Here is a 16,783-nt window from a genome sequence, read left to right as displayed (position 1 = left end):
TGATGTTTTGGTGCTTCCGAGACGAGATTCAGCTCACCGAGACGCGACGCAGGAAATAAATTCACAATAATAATAATAATAATAATAATAATAAATATAATATTCTAGACTATAGTATTCATATCTAGCTCCGAAACGGCGAGTGCGCCCCGATTCAACAAATATAGCTCCGTCTATACGACCGAGAACCTCTCCGTTCGTTCCGGCCCGGGAACGGGTTACTCCCGGAAAGCGGTCGCCGACAAATATACTGGCGGCTACGTTCTCGCCGGGCCACAGAACTCGAACGGCTACACGTGGTGGAAGGTACGATACAACGGTGACGACACCAGTTCGACAGTCACCGGCTGATCCGCAGGCGACTGGCTCGTTCACTCTGACCTTTCGTATCCAGCCAACGGAACCGTCACCGCGCCGTTCTACGACAGTCGAAGCTCCGGCAACCACGGTGCGGTCGATATCGCCAACGACACCGGTACAAACGCCCTCGCAACCCGCGGCGGTACCGTGGGTACCGTCGGGTGGGATTACGATGGCTATGGAAACTACATCATCATCAACCATTCCGGCGGCTTCCAAACCCTGTACGCCCACCTTTCGAACGTGCTCGTCTCGGAGGGCGAAAGCGTCTACTGGGATCAACATATCGGCGAGATGGGTAGTACGGGCAACTCGACCGAACCTCACGTCCACTACGAGATTCGCCACAACGGCACCAGACAGTACGTTCCGCCGAGCGAAGGGTCGGAAGGGAACTACTATTTCGCCCGTTCCGGCGTCCCAAAAATCTACTACTGAATCCGGCATTCGGCGGGGGGTTTTCGAAAGCTACTCCCCACCCCGAGGATGATATCGAACAGTGACCCGGTACAGAAATGCAGCGCTATTTGTCTTCCTCGCCGCCGTCTGGGGCTCCGCGTTCATGGCCATCAAGGTCGGGCTGGACTATTTTCCGCCAGTGCTGTTCGCCGCTATCCGATACGACGTGGCGGGCGTGCTGATGCTCGCCTACGCCATCTACGTCACCGACCGATGGCTCCCCCGCACTCGCGGCGAATGGAATCTCGTTCTCGTCGGCGGTGCGCTGATGATTGCGGGCTATCACGCCTTCCTCTTCGTCGGCGAGAAAGAGACGACGAGCGCCGTCGCCGCGATTATCGTTAGTTCCAGTCCCGTCCTTACCACGGGATTCGCACGTGTCCTCCTTCCCAGCGAAAGACTCGAACCGTCCGGAATCGCTGGGCTCCTTCTCGGACTCGTTGGCGTGGCCGTGCTGAGCCAACCGAACCCGAACAACCTCCTTTCCGACGATTTCGTCGGGAAAATCCTCGTCCTGCTGGCGGCGCTCTCGTTCGCCTTCGGGAGCGTGCTCTCCAGACGAATCGACGCCGAACTGCCAATCGAGACCATGGAAGCGTGGTCGATGCTCCTTGGCGCACTCATGATGCACGCCATCAGCATCGCTCGTCCGAGTGAATCGTTCGCCGCGGTCGAGTGGACGCCGAAGGCGCTCGTTGCGCTCGCTTATCTCTCGTTGGCCGCCAGCGCAATCGGGTTTCTGATATACTTCGACCTCCTGGAGCGACTCGGCCCTATCGAAATCAATCTCGTCTCCTATGTCGCGCCCGTCTTCGCCGCGGTCGCTGGCTTGTTGTTCCTCGATGAGACCATCACGCCGCTCACCGCGCTCGGGTTCCTTATCATCTTCATCGGATTCTGTCTGTTGAAACGACGGGCGATTTCGCGCGAACTCCCGCGCCTTACTGGTGTGCTCTCGTCCGGTCGATAGAAGCACTGCCCGCAACAAACACCGAATTACGCGAACCCGTACAGGACGCCTTCGCCGTCCGTTCCCCCGATGTCGGGGAGCGTCGCTCGTTCCGGGTGCGGCATCATAACCGCGATGGTGTCTGACTCGCCGACGATTCCGGCGACGTTTCCTTTCGACCCGTTCGGATTCGCCTCGTCGCTCACGACACCGTCCTCGTCGCAGTAGCGAAAGAGAACGCGCCCGTCCGAATCAAGTTCGTCGTACTGCTCGTCCGCGATTTCGAATCGGCCTTCGCCGTGTGCGATGGGGACTTCGATAACCTCGCCCTCGTCGTACGCGGCGGTCCACGGCGTGTCGTCGTTCTCCACCCGCAGATAGACGTGTTCGCACTGGAAGCGTGCGCTTCGGTTGGTCGTGAACACGCCGGGAGTCAGTCCCGACTCACAGCCGATTTGCGCGCCGTTACAGACGCCGAGAACTGGGACTCCCGATTCGGCGGCCTCGCGCACCTCGGCGACGATTGGCGAGTTTGCGGCGATCGCTCCCGCTCGGAGATAGTCGCCGTAGGAAAAGCCACCGGGAAGCATCACGCCGCTCACGTCCCTGGGCAGCCCTTCCTCGTGCCAGACGAGTTCGGCGTCGATGCCGAGGTGAGAGAGGGCGCGTTTCGCGTCTCGGTCGCAGTTACTCCCGCCGAACTGGACGATAGCGACAGTCATCGTTCCTCGATTGCCACCGTGTAGTCGTGAATCGTCGGGTTGGCGAGCAGGCGCTCGGCCATCTCTCCGGCGCGCTCTTCGGCATCGGACGTGGATGCCGCATCGAGGTCGATTTCGAACTGGTCTGCCGAACGAAGCGACTCCAGTTCGAAGCCGAGTCGTTCTAACGCTTGCCGGGTCGTCTCCGCTTCGGGGTCGAGGACGCCCTGCTTCAGCCGAACCGTCACCGTCGCGGTGTAGGCAGTCATCATCTGACCCTGCGCGTCTGTGTTCAAAAACTCTTTTGGAACGATTCTGTTGTACACGTTCGTGTATTCCGAACCGCGAAACGTTTCGAACACGGCCTCTCGATCGGTTTTTTGCTCGGTTGGCTCCGCCTACTCCAGCACACGTCCCAGCTCAGGCTCTCCGTGCTCCGTGTAGGCCAGGGTGAAAATGTTGCACGGTCGGCAACGTTTTTGCCCCTCCCAGTTCTTACACCCATCTCATGGCTGTTCCCCGTATTCAGCAGGTGAGACGATGAGTTCCCGCGAACTGACCGAGATAACCGTCGTCGGCAACGACGACACCGGACTCGTCGCCCGCGTCACGACCCTCCTCTTCGAGCGCGGCATCAACATCGAAGACGTCGACCAAGCGGTTCGTGACGGCATCTTTCGGATGACGATGCACGTCGAGACGAGCGAGATGACGGTGGACGAACACCAACTCCGGCGTGACCTCGCCGCACTCGGCGACGACTTGGATGTGGACGTGCGGGTGCGGTTCCCGGCGGAGCGCGACACCCGGCAGGTCGCCGTCCTCGTCACGAAAGAGACACACTGTCTGCGCCGACTGCTCAACGCGCGAAGCGACCTCGATGCCGAAATCGGCGTCGTCATCGGCAATCACGACGACCTCGAACCGGTCGCCGAAGAGCACGGCATTCCCTTCCACGACGTTGGTGATGAGAAGGGCGTCCACGACGAAGAACGCCTTCTCTCCTTGCTGGACGACTACGACATCGACTTGCTCGTCCTCGCGCGATTCATGCGCATACTCAGCCCGGAAATCGTCTTCCGATACGAGGGTCGCATCATCAACATCCACCCAAGCCTGCTTCCGGCGTTCCCCGGCGCGAAAGCCTACCGACAGGCAAAGGAGGCGGGCGTCCGCGTCGCAGGCGTCACCGCCCACTACGTGACGACCGATTTGGACCAAGGTCCGATCGTCACCCAGCGCGTGTTCAACGTTCCCGACGACGCCACCGTGGAAGCGATGTGCGAGCGGGGTCAACCCCTCGAAGCGGATGCCCTGCTCGAAGCGGTGCGCTTGCACCTGAACGACGACGTGTCGATTCGGCGGGGTCGAACGGAACTTTCGGACTCCGACGAGGAGTACAATCTCGGCATGCCGTCGGAACTCGACGAGGTGACGCCCGACGGTCCCATCGATGGGGTTCGGATGGACTCGGTGACTGGCGAGTCGCTCGGGGAATCGGACGATTAACGCGCGGCGATCGTCAATTTGGTTTTCGCGCGAGCACGAACCCGGTCGTATCGCCCAGCGAGTCGTCCACGACTTTCCGCCAGTGAACTTCGAAATCGGCCGCTTCGAGGGTGGCGACGCTCTCTTCTGGCGCGGGAATGCTCCAGTGCATCTCGATGCCGGTTCCGAGCCAGTCGTCGTTCGACCCCTCCCACGCCGAGGAACCGACCGTGAGGAGGAGATGTCCTCCCGGACGCAGGACGCGACTGAACTCCCGTGCCACATCGGGATGGTCATCGGTCGGAACGTGGATAACCGAGTGTTAGGCACAGATTCCGTCGAAAGTGTCGCTTGCGAGGCTCAGCTGAGTCATATCTCCCTGATAAAATCGACCGGCAGGAACGTTTTCACGGGCACGCGACACCTGTTCGCGCGAGAAATCGACTCCGACGAGGTCGTACTCCGCCGCCAACTGCTCGGCAATCGGCCGCCCCGCGCCACAGCCAGCATCGAGCACGCGAGCGTTCGGTGGAAGATAGTCACAGAAATCTGACAGTAAATCCGTGTCGTCACCGTCCTGATTTCGGGCCGCGAGGTAGTCGTCCGCGATTTCGTCGTAGGCGCGGCGGACTGCGTTTCAATCGTGGGACATTCGAGACTGTCGATTGGTTGGTTCGTCTTCTGATAAAAACTTTCGGTGGGTAACGGGTCTACAATCCACTTTCGCTGTCCGTCTCCTCGCCGGGAATCGGTTCGTAGTCAGGCCCGAGGGGGAGTTCCAGCGCGCGTGGCATCACGCCGAGAGTCAGTTCGTTCCACTCGCCCATCTCCCCGTCGAGGCTGAACTGGACGGGGTCATCCCGCTTGATGTCGATATCCACTGTCGGCGTTCGGAGGTGCGTCACGTTGTCCGACCCCTTGCCGAACAGTCGCTGAAGGAGGGCCTCCCCGACGAGGTTCGGGGCGGGCATCTCCTCGATGATGGTTACGTTGAGCAGGCCGTCCTCCATGTTCGCCTGTGTGCGCCCTTTCGCGGGAAACCGACGCCCGTTTCCGACGAGGACGAAGACGGCGTCGCCCGACCACGACACTTCGCCGTCCTTTGATGTCTCGACGGTCAGCGGGACGCCGTCGAAATCGGTCATCAACTGAAGCGTGTTGACGACGTATGCGAGCACGCCGAGGCGTTCTTTCTGTTCGGAGTTGGTTTCGACGCTCGCGTCCGCCGTCAGTCCACCGACACAGGAGTTGATGAACTCCCGACCGTTCGCCGTCCCGAGGTCGATGCGTCGTCGTTCGCCGTTTTCGAGCACGTCGAAGGCGTGCTCGATGCCGGTAACGCCGATGTTCCCGGCGAAGTTGTTTCCCGTTCCAGTCGGGATGACGCCGAACGTCACCGAATCTAGCGCATCTGCTGAAACGATACCCCGAACGACTTCGTTCAGCGTGCCGTCGCCGCCCGCAGCCGCCACCATCGACGCGCCGTTTTCGGCGGCTTGCTCGGCGAACTCGATGGCGTCGCCTTCCTCGCGGGTTTCGAGGATCGTAAAATCACGTTTTTCGGCGAGTTCGCGGACTTCTTCGGCATGCTCACCATCGCCACTTACTGGGTTCAACACGACGACGCGCTCGTACTCCATATCGTCCGCCGCGAGGTCACCCGCAGTTCCGGCCTCGTCGGCATCCATGTGATAGATATCCGGCGGAAAAACCAAAGTTCTGTCGGCAGTATATTTTCAAACGTGTTCTCCATCGACCTTCACGCCCATACCCGGTTTTTCCACGGCCACGAGCGAGCCGCGGGACTGTTCGACCCTGTCGGCGTTAGGCTCCTCACGCTGGCCGCGCGCTATCGCGACTTGGATGGGGTCGCGCTGACGAACCACGACTACTACCGTCAGTTCGGGAGTCTCTCGGTCGAGACGATTCCGGGCATCGAGATTTCGACGACGAAGGGTCACATCCTCGTCGTGGGTTCCGACCCCCCCACGAGAACTGAACCGGGGACGTTGACGCCCCACGAGGTGGTCGAAATGGCCCACGAACGCGACTGTGCGGCCATCATCGCCCATCCCTACCGGAACAGCACGGTGCGCGAAGTCGATGCGGACTTCGACGCCATCGAAATAAACGGCAAACATCCACGAACCGAGGAGTGGGTGCGAACCCTTGCCGAGCGCAACGGTCTCCCATTGGTTGGTGGCAGTGATGCTCACTATCCGGTCGAAGTCGGTCGCGCCTACACGCGTGTGGATACGGACGTGCTCACCCCCGGAAGCGTCGTGGAGGCGATTCGAGACGGCCGCGTCGAACCGCGGGTTCGACGCGGCACCTTCGACCAGGGCGTCCGGCGACTGTACCGAAAAGTCCACGAGGGCAAGGACAACCTCCATCGCCCGAAAGAGGAGTCACCGGGCTTCGGAGACCCGCCGAAACCGGAGGATTAGTCCCGCCGTCTGTCGACCTGCCGTCATCCGAGTTGCTCGTCCAGAACCAGTCTTCGACTCATCTCGGTACCGTTCGGGTTCGGACGACGAGTCCTCACCCGAGTCGCTCGTCCAAGATGAGTCGAGTTTTCGTGCTCACGACCTCTTCCAGCTCCCGCGCGCGAGTGATGAGTTGATTCACGCCCTGCGTGTCGGCGGCGTCCACAACGAGGACGATGTCGTCCTCGCCGCTGACCTGCCAGACGAAGTCCACCTGTTCCCACTCCGCGAGTCGATCCGACATCTGCGTGGTATCGACGGCCACGTCCACGCCAATTTCTATCATCGCCTTCACGTTCCCGGTGCGGGTTGCGACCGTGAACCGTTCGATAACGTCGTCCTCGGTCATCCGTTCGACTCGATTTCGAACCGTTCCCTCCGAGGTTCCGACTTTTTCTGCGATCTCAGTGTACGGTGTACGGGCGTCTCGCCGGAGAAGATTCAGTATCTGTCGGTCGAGTGCATCCATGGAGATTAGCACCTAGTCGGCCCCCCTACTTCACGATTACGAATATCGTAACAATGCTTCGAAAGCAAGGTTTATTAGCCCGGATTCCATATGAATCTCGTAATGCCGGGTGCCTACGTAGCGCTGGAGGGTGGCCATGTGGTGGAAGCCCGTGGTCGTGCTCCGGGAACGGCTTGCGGAGAACTGGTCTTTACAACAGCATATACGGGATACGAGGAGAGTCTCACCGACCCGTCCTACGAAGAACAGGTGCTCACCTTCTCGTACCCGCTCATCGGAAACTACGGCGTCCGAGAGGAACGCTTCGAGAGCGACCGAGTCCATCCGCGCGCCGTCGTCGCGCGCGAACTGACCGACGATGTCGCGGAATGGCTCGAAACCGAGGGCGTTCCAGCGGTCGACCACCTCGACACGCGTGACCTCGTCGGCGGAATTCGAGAAGAGGGCGCGATGAAGTGCGGAATTGCAGTCGGCGAGAACGCCACGCCCGAGGACGCGCTCGCGGAACTCGAACGCTGTCCGGGCATGAGCGAACACGAGAACATCGGCGCGCAGGTCAGCGTCCACGAACGGGAGATTCACCTCGGTGAAAGCGCGGACGACGAAACAACGGTCGCGCTCATCGACTGTGGCGCGAAGGGAAGCATCATCGACGCGCTGGTGGAACGCGGCGCGGACGTTCACGTCCTTCCGCACGATGCGACGGCCGACGATGTCGAGGCCGTTGACCCCGACGTGCTGTTCGTTTCGAACGGTCCGGGCGACCCTGCGAACTTCGAAGCGGCGCAAAAACTGGTCGAAGCATACGCCGGAGAACTGCCGCTCGCGGGAATCTGTCTCGGCCAGCAAATCATCGCCCGCGCGCTCGGCGGGACGACCGAGAAGATGGACTTCGGCCACCGCGGTGTCAACCAGCCGGTTCGCGATTTGGAATCCGGACAAGTCGTGATGACCACCCAGAACCACGGCTACACTGTCGCCGACCCAGGTGACCTCGACGTGACCCACATAAACGTCAACGACGACACTCCGGAAGGATTGGAAAGCGACGAACTGAACGTTATCACGCGTCAGTACCACCCCGAAGCCAACCCCGGCCCGAACGACACCCTCGGCTTCTTCGACGACGTGCTTTCGATGGCACCCCGAAAGCGGCTCGTCATCGCCGACTAACTGCTGACCGCTCCGTTTTCGACCGATTTCTGTCGTGAGTAGTCATTTCTATCTGCATTTTTGCGCGCAAGAAAGTGTGTGATACCACACCGCGCAATACTTTTACTCTATTATTTTCACTCTGAATTATGGAGAAATCCAGAAGAAAGTTCATGAAACTCGCGTCCGGCGCAATCGGTGCCGGAGCAGTCGTCGGTTCCGCATCCACCGCGTCCGCATACGAGAGCGTTACCGACGTGTGGAACCCGGCCCACTCCAGCAACTACTCCGACGCGAACCGAACCGCCTCGGACATTCGCTGGGTCGTCATCCACACCATCGAGGGAAGCTACGAGGCGGGCTACAGTTGGTTCGAGAATCCGGATTCGAACGTCAGCTCCCACTTCGTCATCGGCAACGAGCCCGGACAAATCATGCAGATGGTCGAAGTGTCGGACGTCGCGTGGACGAACGGCGGCGACGGAACATACAACGACACGGGCGTCAACTTCGAACTCGAAGGCTCGGCGAACGTCACGAACTTCAACGACACCATCTACCAGCAAACCGCCGAAGCAGTCGTCCACATCTGTGACAAATACGGCGTTCCGAAACGACATCCAACGTCCGACCTCGCGCCGTGTAACACCTACAGCGGCGAGGGTGGCATTATCGGCCACAACTAGATTCCGAATCCGAGCTGTACCGGCACGACCGACGGCAAAGTAGACCCCGGAAACACGTTCGACTGGGAGTATTTCATGGATTTAGTCGGCGGCGAAGTCGTCGGCAACCCTGGCGGCGGCAACGGCGGTTCGGCGGGCTGGCCGTACTACAGCAATGGCGACACGGCACACGACGTGTATACCGTCCAGTACCTCCTCGAAGCGAACGGCTACCCGATTCAGTACCACGACGACATCTACGGGTCTGAAGTCGAGACGAACATCGAGCAGTTCCAGTCCGACCGTGGCCTCGCAGTCGATGGTATCGTCGGCCCGAACACGTGGGGCGAACTCGTCGTCACCGTCAGCTACGGCGACCAGAACCAGGCGCTTCGGACGGCACAGGATAGCTTCGCTAACAAACACGGCTACGACATCTCGGTCGATGGCATCTTCGGCCCGGGAACAGAAGATGCAGTCGAATCCTTCCAGAGTGCGAGTGGGATTTCGGTCGATGGCGTCGTCGGCCCGGTGACGTGGGAATACCTCGTCGGGTAGCGAGGTCGAGCGACCCGCCTACTCCTCGATTTCTATCCCCCTCTCGCCCGGCACTTGCCAGTCCAGTTCGACCACTCCCCGTGCAGTTCCGCGAAGGCCGTTCCGACTGACGACTTCGAAGGTTCGGTTTTCCGCCTCGGGCGTGAACGGTGTGGCGACCATCAGTCGAGCCACGTCTGCGCGCGAGATTCGCCCGGAAACGGTTTCGCCACCTTCGCCGACTAGCACGTCTTTCGTTGCGGGGGCGTTCGTCAATCCGCCGGGTCGGATGATGGTGTAAGTCAGCGGCGACGTCCGAAGCACCGCCTCGGCGTGGTTTTTCGCGTTCAGGTTGTTCCAGAGCAGTGCCCGAAGCGGTGCTGGCATCCCTTCGCGGGAGTCGCCGACGCCGATGGCACTCTCGAAGACGAAGTGGTCGATGTCGGCCGCGACTCCGGCATGGACGAGGTTTTCGACACCGGCTCCGTCGACCAGTTCGCCGCCGAAGATAACGCGAGGGCCGGGTTTCGACCCGACAGCACAGAGCACCGTATCACAGTCGGCGACCGCACGGGAGGCGTCCGCCGGGTCGAGGAGGTCGCCGACGATGACCTCGTCCGCGCCCTGATTCGAGAGGTCGTGTTCCTTGTCGGGCGACTGCGTCATCGCCCTGACGGTCAGATCGGTGTTTTGGAGTCGTGTCAGTATTTCCCGGCCCGTCCCGCCGCTGGCACCCGCAACGAGAATCCGTCGAACATCTGTACTCATCTCCCATACGCTTTGCTCGGAACGGGCAAAGTTCTCGTGGCCGCGAACGCCTCCGGATAGCATAGAGGCGTGGTCTTCCCCTCGCGCTTTCGTACAACGAAACGAGAGTACGGCCGTCGAGAAGTCGATGGCTTCCGCTGATGGAACGTCGAGTACGACAGTGCTCAAACCGGCTGGTCGGCTAGCTTCTGGCTTCAGTGAAAATCCGATGTCGAAGAATATAAATAATTAATAATACGCGATGAAAGGGAACACAAGAGCTGATTTTCATCCATGGGAAAGCCAGTCGTCGACAGTAAAAACAGCGTCACGTACGCCGAAGTTCACGCCGCGATTCTCGGCATTGTCATCGGAATTCTCGCGGGCTACGTCAGTACGATGGGATTCGAGAGCGTCGGCATTGGATTCGTGATGATCTCCCCTGAAATCGGGGTTTGCGGCGACGTGCAGATAGCACAGCAGACGATTCGGCGCGAACCGTGGTATGCACTCGCGGCCTTTCTCGTCGGTGGTGCAGTCGGGACGCTGATTTGAATCGGTGTTGCGAATTCCGTGATCGCTGGAACCGGTCGCATTGCGGTGAGTTCTTCGAGTGTTTCCGGGGGCGTTGATGGGAAGCACGACTGCAAATACCGCAACCGCCAGCGTCCCCACCCCTTCCTGCCAGCGCAGTTTTCGGCTCGCGCTTCTATCGTTCGTCATTCGCCCGAGTGCGCTGGCGCTACCTTTCGGCTGATCGAGCGGTAAAACCGCGAGCAAGCGGGAGCATAGCGGTGCGATTGGAGTCGGCAGTAGCCAACCGTGCTCTCACACAAGCCGCTGTGACTCCCTCGCCATCGAGTCTTGCAACGTTGTGGCTTACGGGGTTCATACTCTCGATACTGCTCCCTTGAGCGTCGATTAAAAATACGATTCTATCGCCCAGTTATCTCATCCCCACTTCTCGGCGCGCTTCGGCCTGTCGCCGACGGACTGCACACACAGCGGTTCATCGCGTGCGCCGAGGGCTTCGACTGCGGCCTCGGCACCTGCGACGGTCGTGAAGTATGGGATGTCTTCCTCGACGGCCATCTCCAGCGCCTCGCGGTCGTCGGTGATGAGCAGATCGATTTCCCCGGCACGAACTGCCTCCGCGGTGTTCTCGAACTCGCCGAGTTCGTAGTAGTCGCCGAAGCCGTCCACGTCGAATTCCACGACTGCGGTACCGTCGTCCGGGAGCGCGTTGTACGCCGCGGCCTGTGCCTTCTCGTAGGCTTTGCCGAACGAATCGGCGGTGCCCATCACTTCGCCCGTCGATTTCATCTCCGGGCCGAGGCGTGGGTCGGAACCGGACAAACGGTCGAACGGAAGCACGACCTCCTTGACGCTCGTCTGTTCGGGAATCTGCTCCGTGGCATCGAGTTCGGCCAAGGTCTCCCCGGCCATCACCTTCGCGGCGAGTTTGGCGATTGGCACGCCAGTCGCCTTCGAGACGAACGGGACGGTGCGCGAGGAGCGCGGATTGGCTTCGATGACGTACACTTCGCCATCTTGCACGGCCAATTGGACGTTCATCAGTCCGACAGTGTCGAGGGCACGGGCGATGTCTTCGGTCACTTCGCGAACGCGGGCCAGCGTCTCCTCATCAAGCGAGCGAGGCGGAATCATGCAGGCCGAGTCGCCCGAGTGAACCCCAGCGCTTTCGACGTGTTCCATGATGCCGCCGATAACGATGTCCTCGCCGTCGCTCACGGCGTCAACGTCCAATTCGACCGCGTTTGCGAGGAACTCGTCCACGAGAATCGGCTTGTCTGGCGAGACGCGAACCGCCTCCTCGATGTACTCTTTCAGTTCGTCGTCGTCGTACACGACATCCATCGCGCGGCCACCGAGGACGTAGGACGGACGCACGAGGACGGGATAGCCGATTTTGTGCGCGAGGTCGAGCGCTTCTTCCTCGCTCGTTGCACTTCCACCGGTCGGCTGAGCGATTCCCAAATCATCCATCAGGCGGTTGAAGCGGTCGCGGTCCTCTGCTAAGTCCATCGCGTCAACCGTGGTGCCAAGAACCTCACAGCCAAGACCTCTGCGTTCGATTTCCGTTTCGAGCGGATGGCCGATGTCCACGGAGGTCTGTCCACCGAACTGCACCATCACGCCGTCGGCGTTCGTCGCCTCGATGACGTCGGCGACCTCTTCCGCAGTAATCGGTTCGAAAAAGAGGCCGTCGGAGGTGTCGTAGTCGGTCGAAACCGTCTCGGGGTTGTTGTTCACCACGTGGGCTTCGATTCCCATTTCGCGCAGGGCGCGCACCGCGTGCACCGAACAGTAATCGAACTCGACACCCTGTCCGATACGAATCGGACCGCCGCCGACCACGACAACGCTTTCCACATCGGTGTCCACTTGGAGTTCGTCGCGCCCGGAGAAGTTGGTCTCAAGCGCGGAGCGCGCGGAGTAGTAGTATGGCGTCGATGCCGCGAACTCGCCCGCGCAGGTATCGACTTGCTTGAACGAGCGTTCTGGGGCCGAGGTTTCGACTGCCCCAACGTCCGCTCCGGCCATCGACGCGACCTCCTGATTCGTGAACCCTTTTTCCGCAGCGGAATCGAAGTTGCCCGCTTCGGCGCCCTCGGCCGCCTCCGCGATGCGCTCGTAGCGTTCGACGTACCAACTCTCGATTCCGGTGAGCTCCGCGACCTGTTCGGCGGTGTAGCCGCGTTCGAACGCCTCGAACATCGCGTAGGGACGGTCGGGCGTCGGCGCTTCGAGGTAGTCGGTTTCGAGTTCGTCATCGCCGACTTCGCTCCACTCCACGTCGGGTTCGTACTCCGAACTGCGGAGGGCTTTCAGCAGGCTCTCCTCGAACGTCCTGCCGATTGCCATCGCCTCACCCGTGGACTTCATCGCGGTGCCGAGTTCGAAGTCCACGTCGCCGAACTTGTCCTTGGGCCAGCGCGGCACCTTCGTCACAACGTAGTCGATTGCAGGTTCGAACGCCGCCGTGGTTTCGCCCGTAATCTCGTTCTCGATTTCGTGGAGGCGCTTGCCGAGCGCGACTTTCGCGGTGACGCGGGCGATTGGGTACCCCGTCGCTTTCGACGCGAGTGCCGAGGAGCGAGAGACGCGCGGGTTCACTTCCACGACGCGATATTCGCCGCCGGGGGTGCCGTCGTCGCGCCACGCGAACTGGATGTTACAGCCGCCCTGAATCCCCAAATCACGGATGACTTCGAGGGCAGCGTCGCGCATCTCCTGATGGCCGTCGTCCGGGATAACCTGCGAGGGCGTGACGACCGTGGATTCCCCGGTGTGGATACCCATCGGGTCGAGGTTCTCCATGTTGCAGATGATGATACACGAGTCGTCGGCGTCGCGCATCACTTCGTATTCGAGTTCGACCCATCCGGCGATGGATTCGGTGATGAGCACCTCGCTGTTGCGCGAGAGACGGAGGCCCTTGCGGACGCGCTCTTTCAGTTCATCCATCTCGCCGACGACGCCCGACCCCGACCCGCCAAGGGTGTAGGTCGTGCGCGAGATGACGGGGAGACCGCCGACCGATTCGACCGCTTCCTCGACTCGCTCGCCGAGTGCGTCCTCGTCCACGTCGCCGACGGATTCGCCATCCTCGAGCGCGATGGTCGTCGAGCGCGGAACTGGTTGGTCGAGTTGTTCCATTCGCACGCGGAACAGGTCGCGGTCTTCCGTCGCATAAATCGTGTCGAGCGGCGTCCCCATGATTTCGACGCCGTACTCGTCCAGCACGCCCTCCTCGCTCAACTCCGCGGTAACGTTCAGTCCCGTCTGTCCTCCGAGTCCGGCGATGACCCCGTCAGGGCGTTCCTTTCGGATGATTTCGGCGATAGCCTCCGTGGTGATGGGTTCGATGTACACCTCGTCGGCCATCTCCGGGTCGGTCATGATGGTCGCCGGATTGGAGTTGACGAGGACGACTCGCGCGCCCTCTTCCTGTAACGCGCGGCAGGCCTGTGCGCCGGAGTAGTCGAACTCCGCGGCCTGCCCTATTTGGATGGGGCCGCTTCCGATGAGCAAGATCGTTCTGTCTTCGGTGTCCTCGGTCATGGCTGTTATCGGTGTGAAGTTCGTACATCGTAATAAGCCCCACGAATCATTACGAGGTGCGAAGCCGAATTTCGAATTTCGGAACCACGAATCGTTTTCTCTGGTTGATGGGTTTCCGCGGACGAGGATTGTGGAGTGGTCGAGAGAGATGAAAACGAAACGCACTGACCCGACTAAAACAGTCACAAACGACAGAAGCCTCTTACACTGGCTGTAAGCGACCCACACGTCCTACCGTGCCATTACCCTCGAATCCTCACCCGATGTAGTAGATCACGGCGAATAAAAACAGCAGGAAGCCGATGAACACCATCACCGGTTTGAATATGTCGAGAATCGAACTTTCGGGCTTTTTCGGTCCGGAAACGGAGTGGGGAATATCCATAGCTCGAATGTCAGGGATTATCGGTATATGTTTTGTGTAGGAATGTATTAAAAAAACGGAGTGGCTTCTCGTGCATCAGTCTCCTTCTCACCCGCCTGCGGATTTGGCTGTCTTCAAAACCCCTTGCGTTTTCAATCGGTCGGAAGAACTTGCTCTTCCAGTGGGTACGGGCGAATGTGGGACAGATCGAGTGGCGGAGCCATGAGCGACTGACGGCGGTCGGTCGTCCGTTGCGCCTAGCAGTTGGAGTCCAACCGTCGTCCCATCAGCAACTTTTCGAATCTCGCAACGACTACCTGCCTCTCTCAAACCACATCCTCATCGTTCCCCTCTCGGCGGACGAGTCAGCAGGTAAAGGGTTTTACAGTCGCGCCCACTACGTCCGACCATGTGGAAACGGTTGCTGGCGCTGTTGCTGTTGATTCCCCTACTCGACGGGTTGTTCCTCGTCCTTGTCGCCGACCAAATCGGGTGGCAACTCACCGTCGCGCTCGTCGTGCTGACCGCCCTGCTTGGAATGTTGCTCGTGCGTGCGGAAGGGCGACACACCATCCGGAAAATCCAGTCCGACCTCCAGCGTGGCGACATCCCTACCAATCGCATCATCGACGGGGGATTCCTGCTCATCGCTGGTGCGTTCCTGTTGACGCCCGGGCTGATTACCGACGCCCTCGGGTTCCTGCTCGCGTTCCCCGTGACGCGCGCGGTGTTCCGAACGGTCGCAAAGAAGTGGATAATCACGCCCTACATCGACAAGCAGACCGGCGGGTTCGCCTCGGGCAACGTATACACGTTTGGTTTCCCAAACCCCGGCGAGTCCACGAGTGACGCTACTGGCGGTTCGTCCGGTGGCGACACGTATCGGATGGATTCGGACGCCTACGATATCGACTTCGAGGAGGATTCCGATTCGAAAAGAAACCCTTAAACGTTGCAGGGCGCAACGATGAAATGCGCTCACTGAGGGCCAATAGCTCAGTTAGGTTGAGCGCTCGGCTGATAACCGGGAGGTCCGCGGTTCAAATCCGCGTTGGCCCACCTTTCAACGGGGGCCGAGGACACAACTCCCCAGCCACCTAATCTTGCGGTTTTCAACAACTCGGAGAAGCACCTATTCTCGGCACAATCACGGATTACCCCGAGTATTCTCCGTTTCAGTTCCGACTGTGGCGAATAACAAAGCCGTTCCTCGCCGACTAGAGTCCGTCATGCCAACTGCACCACGCGATAGACGGGCGATGTTGAAACTCGTCAGCGTGCTTTTCGCTGGTGGGACGTTCGCATCACCGGTCGTAGGAACCCAGCAAACCACCGAGACGACGACAGGAACCCAAGCCGACGAAAACGGACTCGTGACAGTCGAGAGCGAACAGGATTTCGACGCCACTGTCGAGCGAATCGAGGGCGACATCGAAAATATCGACGTCCTGACGCTCGTCACGACGGTTGATCACTCCGACAACGCGGAGTCCGCAGGACTCGACTTGCCACCGACGACGCTGTTTATTTTCGGCAATCCGGAACTCGGAACGCCGCTGATGCAGACGAGTCGAACTATCGGCATCGACCTACCACAGAAACTGCTCGTCTGGCAGGACGGCGAGACGGTGAACGTCACCTACAACGACCCGCAGTATCTCGCGAATCGCCACGGTATCGAGAATCAGCAGGAACGACTCGACACGATTGCACGGACACTCCGCACGCTTGCTACTGGGAGCAGCGAAGGTGGGAGCAAAGGTGGTGATGGCAATACCAGCGGTTCGTAACTCTCGGCGGGTCGGTTTTTTCGGCAGTGTATCAGCGACCGTGTTTCGACGACCAGAACATAGCCTTCGTTCACACGAGGGTGTTGCGTACTGCCATCTACCCTCGGCGTCGCTCGCCTGCACTGTGGCAGCATTGTGGTCGAGCAATGGCTTTTGGAGTCCCACTGTCTCCCCCACATCCCGATTCACTCCGTCGCTCTCTTTCGAATCGGTCACCGAGAGAATCGCTCCTGCCCCACCCAACAGCATTAGTAATGCGAGCAGTATCGCCAGTATCCGTTTGTTCCGTAGTTTTTCGTTCATTTTCCCCAATTGCGCCACTGCTGTTGCGCGGAAGGTCGTACGCTCGTCGGCACCGTATACGTGTTGGAAATTTTGAATCTATCGTGGAGTTTTACTTTCTACCCGTCGGTGGGTTCGCCCTGGAGTCGTCGAATCACCCAGACGAACAACAGCAGTGCCAGTCCCGTCAAAACGTGTTTCAGCAGCGCACGCCACTCGGGTTGTTCTGGTTCTTGCGCCATGAACCC

19 protein-coding genes, 1 tRNA gene and 1 pseudogene are annotated in these 16,783 nt (G+C 60.0%); 11 read left to right on the top strand and 10 right to left on the bottom strand.

Features of this window, described 5'->3' with window-relative positions:
* Nucleotides 1-453: 453 nt before the first annotated feature.
* Nucleotides 454-798, top strand: a pseudogene (locus ACN2TU_RS10925) (M23 family metallopeptidase); the annotation flags it as partial.
* 61 nt (nucleotides 799-859) lie between these two features.
* Nucleotides 860-1,789: a DMT family transporter gene (locus tag ACN2TU_RS10920; protein ID WP_435155300.1), complete on the top strand. Its 930-nt coding sequence runs from the start codon at nucleotides 860-862 to the stop codon at nucleotides 1,787-1,789.
* 26 nt (nucleotides 1,790-1,815) lie between these two features.
* Here ACN2TU_RS10920 and purQ read toward each other — a convergent pair whose 3' ends face one another.
* Nucleotides 1,816-2,490 (bottom strand): phosphoribosylformylglycinamidine synthase I, encoded by a 675-nt coding sequence (gene purQ, locus ACN2TU_RS10915; RefSeq protein ID WP_435155298.1) that lies wholly within the window; start codon nucleotides 2,488-2,490, stop codon nucleotides 1,816-1,818.
* Entirely contained in the window at nucleotides 2,487-2,738 is a 252-nt protein-coding gene (purS, locus tag ACN2TU_RS10910; RefSeq protein ID WP_435156171.1) for a phosphoribosylformylglycinamidine synthase subunit PurS, read from the bottom strand. The genes purQ and purS overlap by 4 nt, the downstream gene beginning before the upstream one ends.
* A 271-nt stretch (nucleotides 2,739-3,009) precedes the next feature.
* On the opposite strand from purS, the gene ACN2TU_RS10905 reads away from it, so the two are divergent.
* Complete coding sequence (locus ACN2TU_RS10905; RefSeq protein ID WP_435155296.1) at nucleotides 3,010-3,978, top strand: formyltetrahydrofolate deformylase; 969 nt, start codon at nucleotides 3,010-3,012, stop codon at nucleotides 3,976-3,978.
* A gap of 13 nt (nucleotides 3,979-3,991) precedes the next feature.
* Here the strand turns inward: ACN2TU_RS10905 and ACN2TU_RS10900 are convergent, their stop codons facing one another.
* The 3 genes from ACN2TU_RS10900 to ACN2TU_RS10890 all read right to left on the bottom strand — a co-directional run bounded on the left by ACN2TU_RS10900 (nucleotide 3,992) and on the right by ACN2TU_RS10890 (nucleotide 5,645).
* Nucleotides 3,992-4,240 (bottom strand): hypothetical protein, encoded by a 249-nt coding sequence (locus ACN2TU_RS10900; protein WP_435155294.1) that lies wholly within the window; start codon nucleotides 4,238-4,240, stop codon nucleotides 3,992-3,994.
* Between the two features lie 39 nt (nucleotides 4,241-4,279).
* Nucleotides 4,280-4,513: a class I SAM-dependent methyltransferase gene (locus tag ACN2TU_RS10895; RefSeq protein ID WP_435156169.1), complete on the bottom strand. Its 234-nt coding sequence runs from the start codon at nucleotides 4,511-4,513 to the stop codon at nucleotides 4,280-4,282.
* 154 nt (nucleotides 4,514-4,667) lie between these two features.
* The gene (locus ACN2TU_RS10890; RefSeq protein ID WP_435155293.1) at nucleotides 4,668-5,645 is read right to left on the bottom strand and encodes a diacylglycerol/lipid kinase family protein; all 978 of its coding nucleotides are present in this window, start codon (nucleotides 5,643-5,645) and stop codon (nucleotides 4,668-4,670) included.
* A gap of 54 nt (nucleotides 5,646-5,699) precedes the next feature.
* Here ACN2TU_RS10890 and ACN2TU_RS10885 point away from each other — a divergent pair, with 54 nt between their 5' ends.
* Entirely contained in the window at nucleotides 5,700-6,404 is a 705-nt protein-coding gene (locus tag ACN2TU_RS10885; protein ID WP_435155291.1) for a CehA/McbA family metallohydrolase, read from the top strand.
* Nucleotides 6,405-6,498: 94 nt separating this feature from the next.
* Here ACN2TU_RS10885 and ACN2TU_RS10880 read toward each other — a convergent pair whose 3' ends face one another.
* Nucleotides 6,499-6,912 carry an Lrp/AsnC family transcriptional regulator gene (locus ACN2TU_RS10880; RefSeq protein WP_435155290.1) on the bottom strand — a complete coding sequence of 138 codons (414 nt, stop codon included), beginning with the start codon at nucleotides 6,910-6,912 and terminating at the stop codon, nucleotides 6,499-6,501.
* A 102-nt stretch (nucleotides 6,913-7,014) separates the two neighbouring features.
* On the opposite strand from ACN2TU_RS10880, the gene carA reads away from it, so the two are divergent.
* The 3 genes from carA (at nucleotide 7,015) to ACN2TU_RS10865 (ending at nucleotide 9,287) form a co-directional block, all read left to right on the top strand.
* Nucleotides 7,015-8,085 carry a glutamine-hydrolyzing carbamoyl-phosphate synthase small subunit gene (carA, locus tag ACN2TU_RS10875; protein ID WP_435155288.1) on the top strand — a complete coding sequence of 357 codons (1,071 nt, stop codon included), beginning with the start codon at nucleotides 7,015-7,017 and terminating at the stop codon, nucleotides 8,083-8,085.
* A 128-nt stretch (nucleotides 8,086-8,213) separates the two neighbouring features.
* On the top strand, nucleotides 8,214-8,750 hold the full coding sequence (locus ACN2TU_RS10870; protein ID WP_435155287.1) for an N-acetylmuramoyl-L-alanine amidase: 537 nt from the start codon (nucleotides 8,214-8,216) through the stop codon (nucleotides 8,748-8,750).
* Between the two features lie 75 nt (nucleotides 8,751-8,825).
* On the top strand, nucleotides 8,826-9,287 hold the full coding sequence (locus ACN2TU_RS10865) for a peptidoglycan-binding domain-containing protein (protein WP_435155286.1): 462 nt from the start codon (nucleotides 8,826-8,828) through the stop codon (nucleotides 9,285-9,287).
* A gap of 18 nt (nucleotides 9,288-9,305) precedes the next feature.
* On the opposite strand, the gene ACN2TU_RS10860 is transcribed toward ACN2TU_RS10865, so the two are convergent.
* A complete protein-coding gene (locus ACN2TU_RS10860) occupies nucleotides 9,306-10,034 on the bottom strand; it encodes an NAD(P)-binding oxidoreductase (RefSeq protein WP_435156168.1) in 729 nt (242 codons plus the stop codon).
* A gap of 273 nt (nucleotides 10,035-10,307) precedes the next feature.
* Between ACN2TU_RS10860 and ACN2TU_RS10855 the strand changes: the two genes are divergently transcribed.
* Nucleotides 10,308-10,568 carry a hypothetical protein gene (locus tag ACN2TU_RS10855; protein ID WP_435155284.1) on the top strand — a complete coding sequence of 87 codons (261 nt, stop codon included), beginning with the start codon at nucleotides 10,308-10,310 and terminating at the stop codon, nucleotides 10,566-10,568.
* 396 nt (nucleotides 10,569-10,964) lie between these two features.
* Here the strand turns inward: ACN2TU_RS10855 and carB are convergent, their stop codons facing one another.
* The gene (gene carB / locus ACN2TU_RS10850; protein WP_435155283.1) at nucleotides 10,965-14,099 is read right to left on the bottom strand and encodes a carbamoyl-phosphate synthase large subunit; all 3,135 of its coding nucleotides are present in this window, start codon (nucleotides 14,097-14,099) and stop codon (nucleotides 10,965-10,967) included.
* A gap of 256 nt (nucleotides 14,100-14,355) precedes the next feature.
* Nucleotides 14,356-14,484, bottom strand: a complete 129-nt coding sequence (locus ACN2TU_RS10845; RefSeq protein ID WP_435155281.1) for a hypothetical protein — start codon at nucleotides 14,482-14,484, stop codon at nucleotides 14,356-14,358.
* Between the two features lie 388 nt (nucleotides 14,485-14,872).
* On the opposite strand from ACN2TU_RS10845, the gene ACN2TU_RS10840 reads away from it, so the two are divergent.
* The 3 genes from ACN2TU_RS10840 to ACN2TU_RS10830 all read left to right on the top strand — a co-directional run bounded on the left by ACN2TU_RS10840 (nucleotide 14,873) and on the right by ACN2TU_RS10830 (nucleotide 16,253).
* Nucleotides 14,873-15,412, top strand: a complete 540-nt coding sequence (locus ACN2TU_RS10840; protein ID WP_435155280.1) for an FxsA family protein — start codon at nucleotides 14,873-14,875, stop codon at nucleotides 15,410-15,412.
* 36 nt (nucleotides 15,413-15,448) lie between these two features.
* Nucleotides 15,449-15,522 (top strand) — tRNA-Ile (locus ACN2TU_RS10835).
* Nucleotides 15,523-15,692: 170 nt separating this feature from the next.
* Entirely contained in the window at nucleotides 15,693-16,253 is a 561-nt protein-coding gene (locus ACN2TU_RS10830; protein WP_435155278.1) for a DUF302 domain-containing protein, read from the top strand.
* Nucleotides 16,254-16,654: 401 nt separating this feature from the next.
* Here the strand turns inward: ACN2TU_RS10830 and ACN2TU_RS10825 are convergent, their stop codons facing one another.
* Nucleotides 16,655-16,777, bottom strand: coding sequence for a hypothetical protein (locus ACN2TU_RS10825; protein WP_435155276.1), 123 nt, complete (start codon nucleotides 16,775-16,777; stop codon nucleotides 16,655-16,657).
* Nucleotides 16,778-16,783 lie beyond the last annotated feature (6 nt).

Source organism: Haladaptatus marinus, assembly GCF_051194195.1.
The sequence above is the reverse complement of the archived record's forward strand: the minus strand, read 5'-3'. Positions and strand labels throughout refer to the sequence as shown.

Excerpts from the sequence above, each read along its gene's own strand:
- purQ (WP_435155298.1), bottom strand. The coding sequence starts at position 2,490 with ATGACTGTCGCTATCGTCCAGTTCGGCGGGAGTAACTGCGACCGAGAC.
- purS (WP_435156171.1), bottom strand. The coding sequence starts at position 2,738 with ATGACTGCCTACACCGCGACGGTGACGGTTCGGCTGAAGCAGGGCGTC.
- ACN2TU_RS10905 (WP_435155296.1), top strand. The coding sequence starts at position 3,010 with ATGAGTTCCCGCGAACTGACCGAGATAACCGTCGTCGGCAACGACGAC.
- ACN2TU_RS10890 (WP_435155293.1), bottom strand. The coding sequence starts at position 5,645 with ATGGATGCCGACGAGGCCGGAACTGCGGGTGACCTCGCGGCGGACGAT.
- ACN2TU_RS10880 (WP_435155290.1), bottom strand. The coding sequence starts at position 6,912 with ATGGATGCACTCGACCGACAGATACTGAATCTTCTCCGGCGAGACGCC.
- carA (WP_435155288.1), top strand. The coding sequence starts at position 7,015 with ATGCCGGGTGCCTACGTAGCGCTGGAGGGTGGCCATGTGGTGGAAGCC.
- ACN2TU_RS10870 (WP_435155287.1), top strand. The coding sequence starts at position 8,214 with ATGGAGAAATCCAGAAGAAAGTTCATGAAACTCGCGTCCGGCGCAATC.
- ACN2TU_RS10865 (WP_435155286.1), top strand. The coding sequence starts at position 8,826 with ATGGATTTAGTCGGCGGCGAAGTCGTCGGCAACCCTGGCGGCGGCAAC.
- ACN2TU_RS10860 (WP_435156168.1), bottom strand. The coding sequence starts at position 10,034 with ATGAGTACAGATGTTCGACGGATTCTCGTTGCGGGTGCCAGCGGCGGG.
- ACN2TU_RS10855 (WP_435155284.1), top strand. The coding sequence starts at position 10,308 with ATGGGAAAGCCAGTCGTCGACAGTAAAAACAGCGTCACGTACGCCGAA.
- carB (WP_435155283.1), bottom strand. The coding sequence starts at position 14,099 with ATGACCGAGGACACCGAAGACAGAACGATCTTGCTCATCGGAAGCGGC.
- ACN2TU_RS10845 (WP_435155281.1), bottom strand. The coding sequence starts at position 14,484 with ATGGATATTCCCCACTCCGTTTCCGGACCGAAAAAGCCCGAAAGTTCG.
- ACN2TU_RS10840 (WP_435155280.1), top strand. The coding sequence starts at position 14,873 with ATGTGGAAACGGTTGCTGGCGCTGTTGCTGTTGATTCCCCTACTCGAC.
- ACN2TU_RS10830 (WP_435155278.1), top strand. The coding sequence starts at position 15,693 with ATGCCAACTGCACCACGCGATAGACGGGCGATGTTGAAACTCGTCAGC.
- ACN2TU_RS10825 (WP_435155276.1), bottom strand. The coding sequence starts at position 16,777 with ATGGCGCAAGAACCAGAACAACCCGAGTGGCGTGCGCTGCTGAAACAC.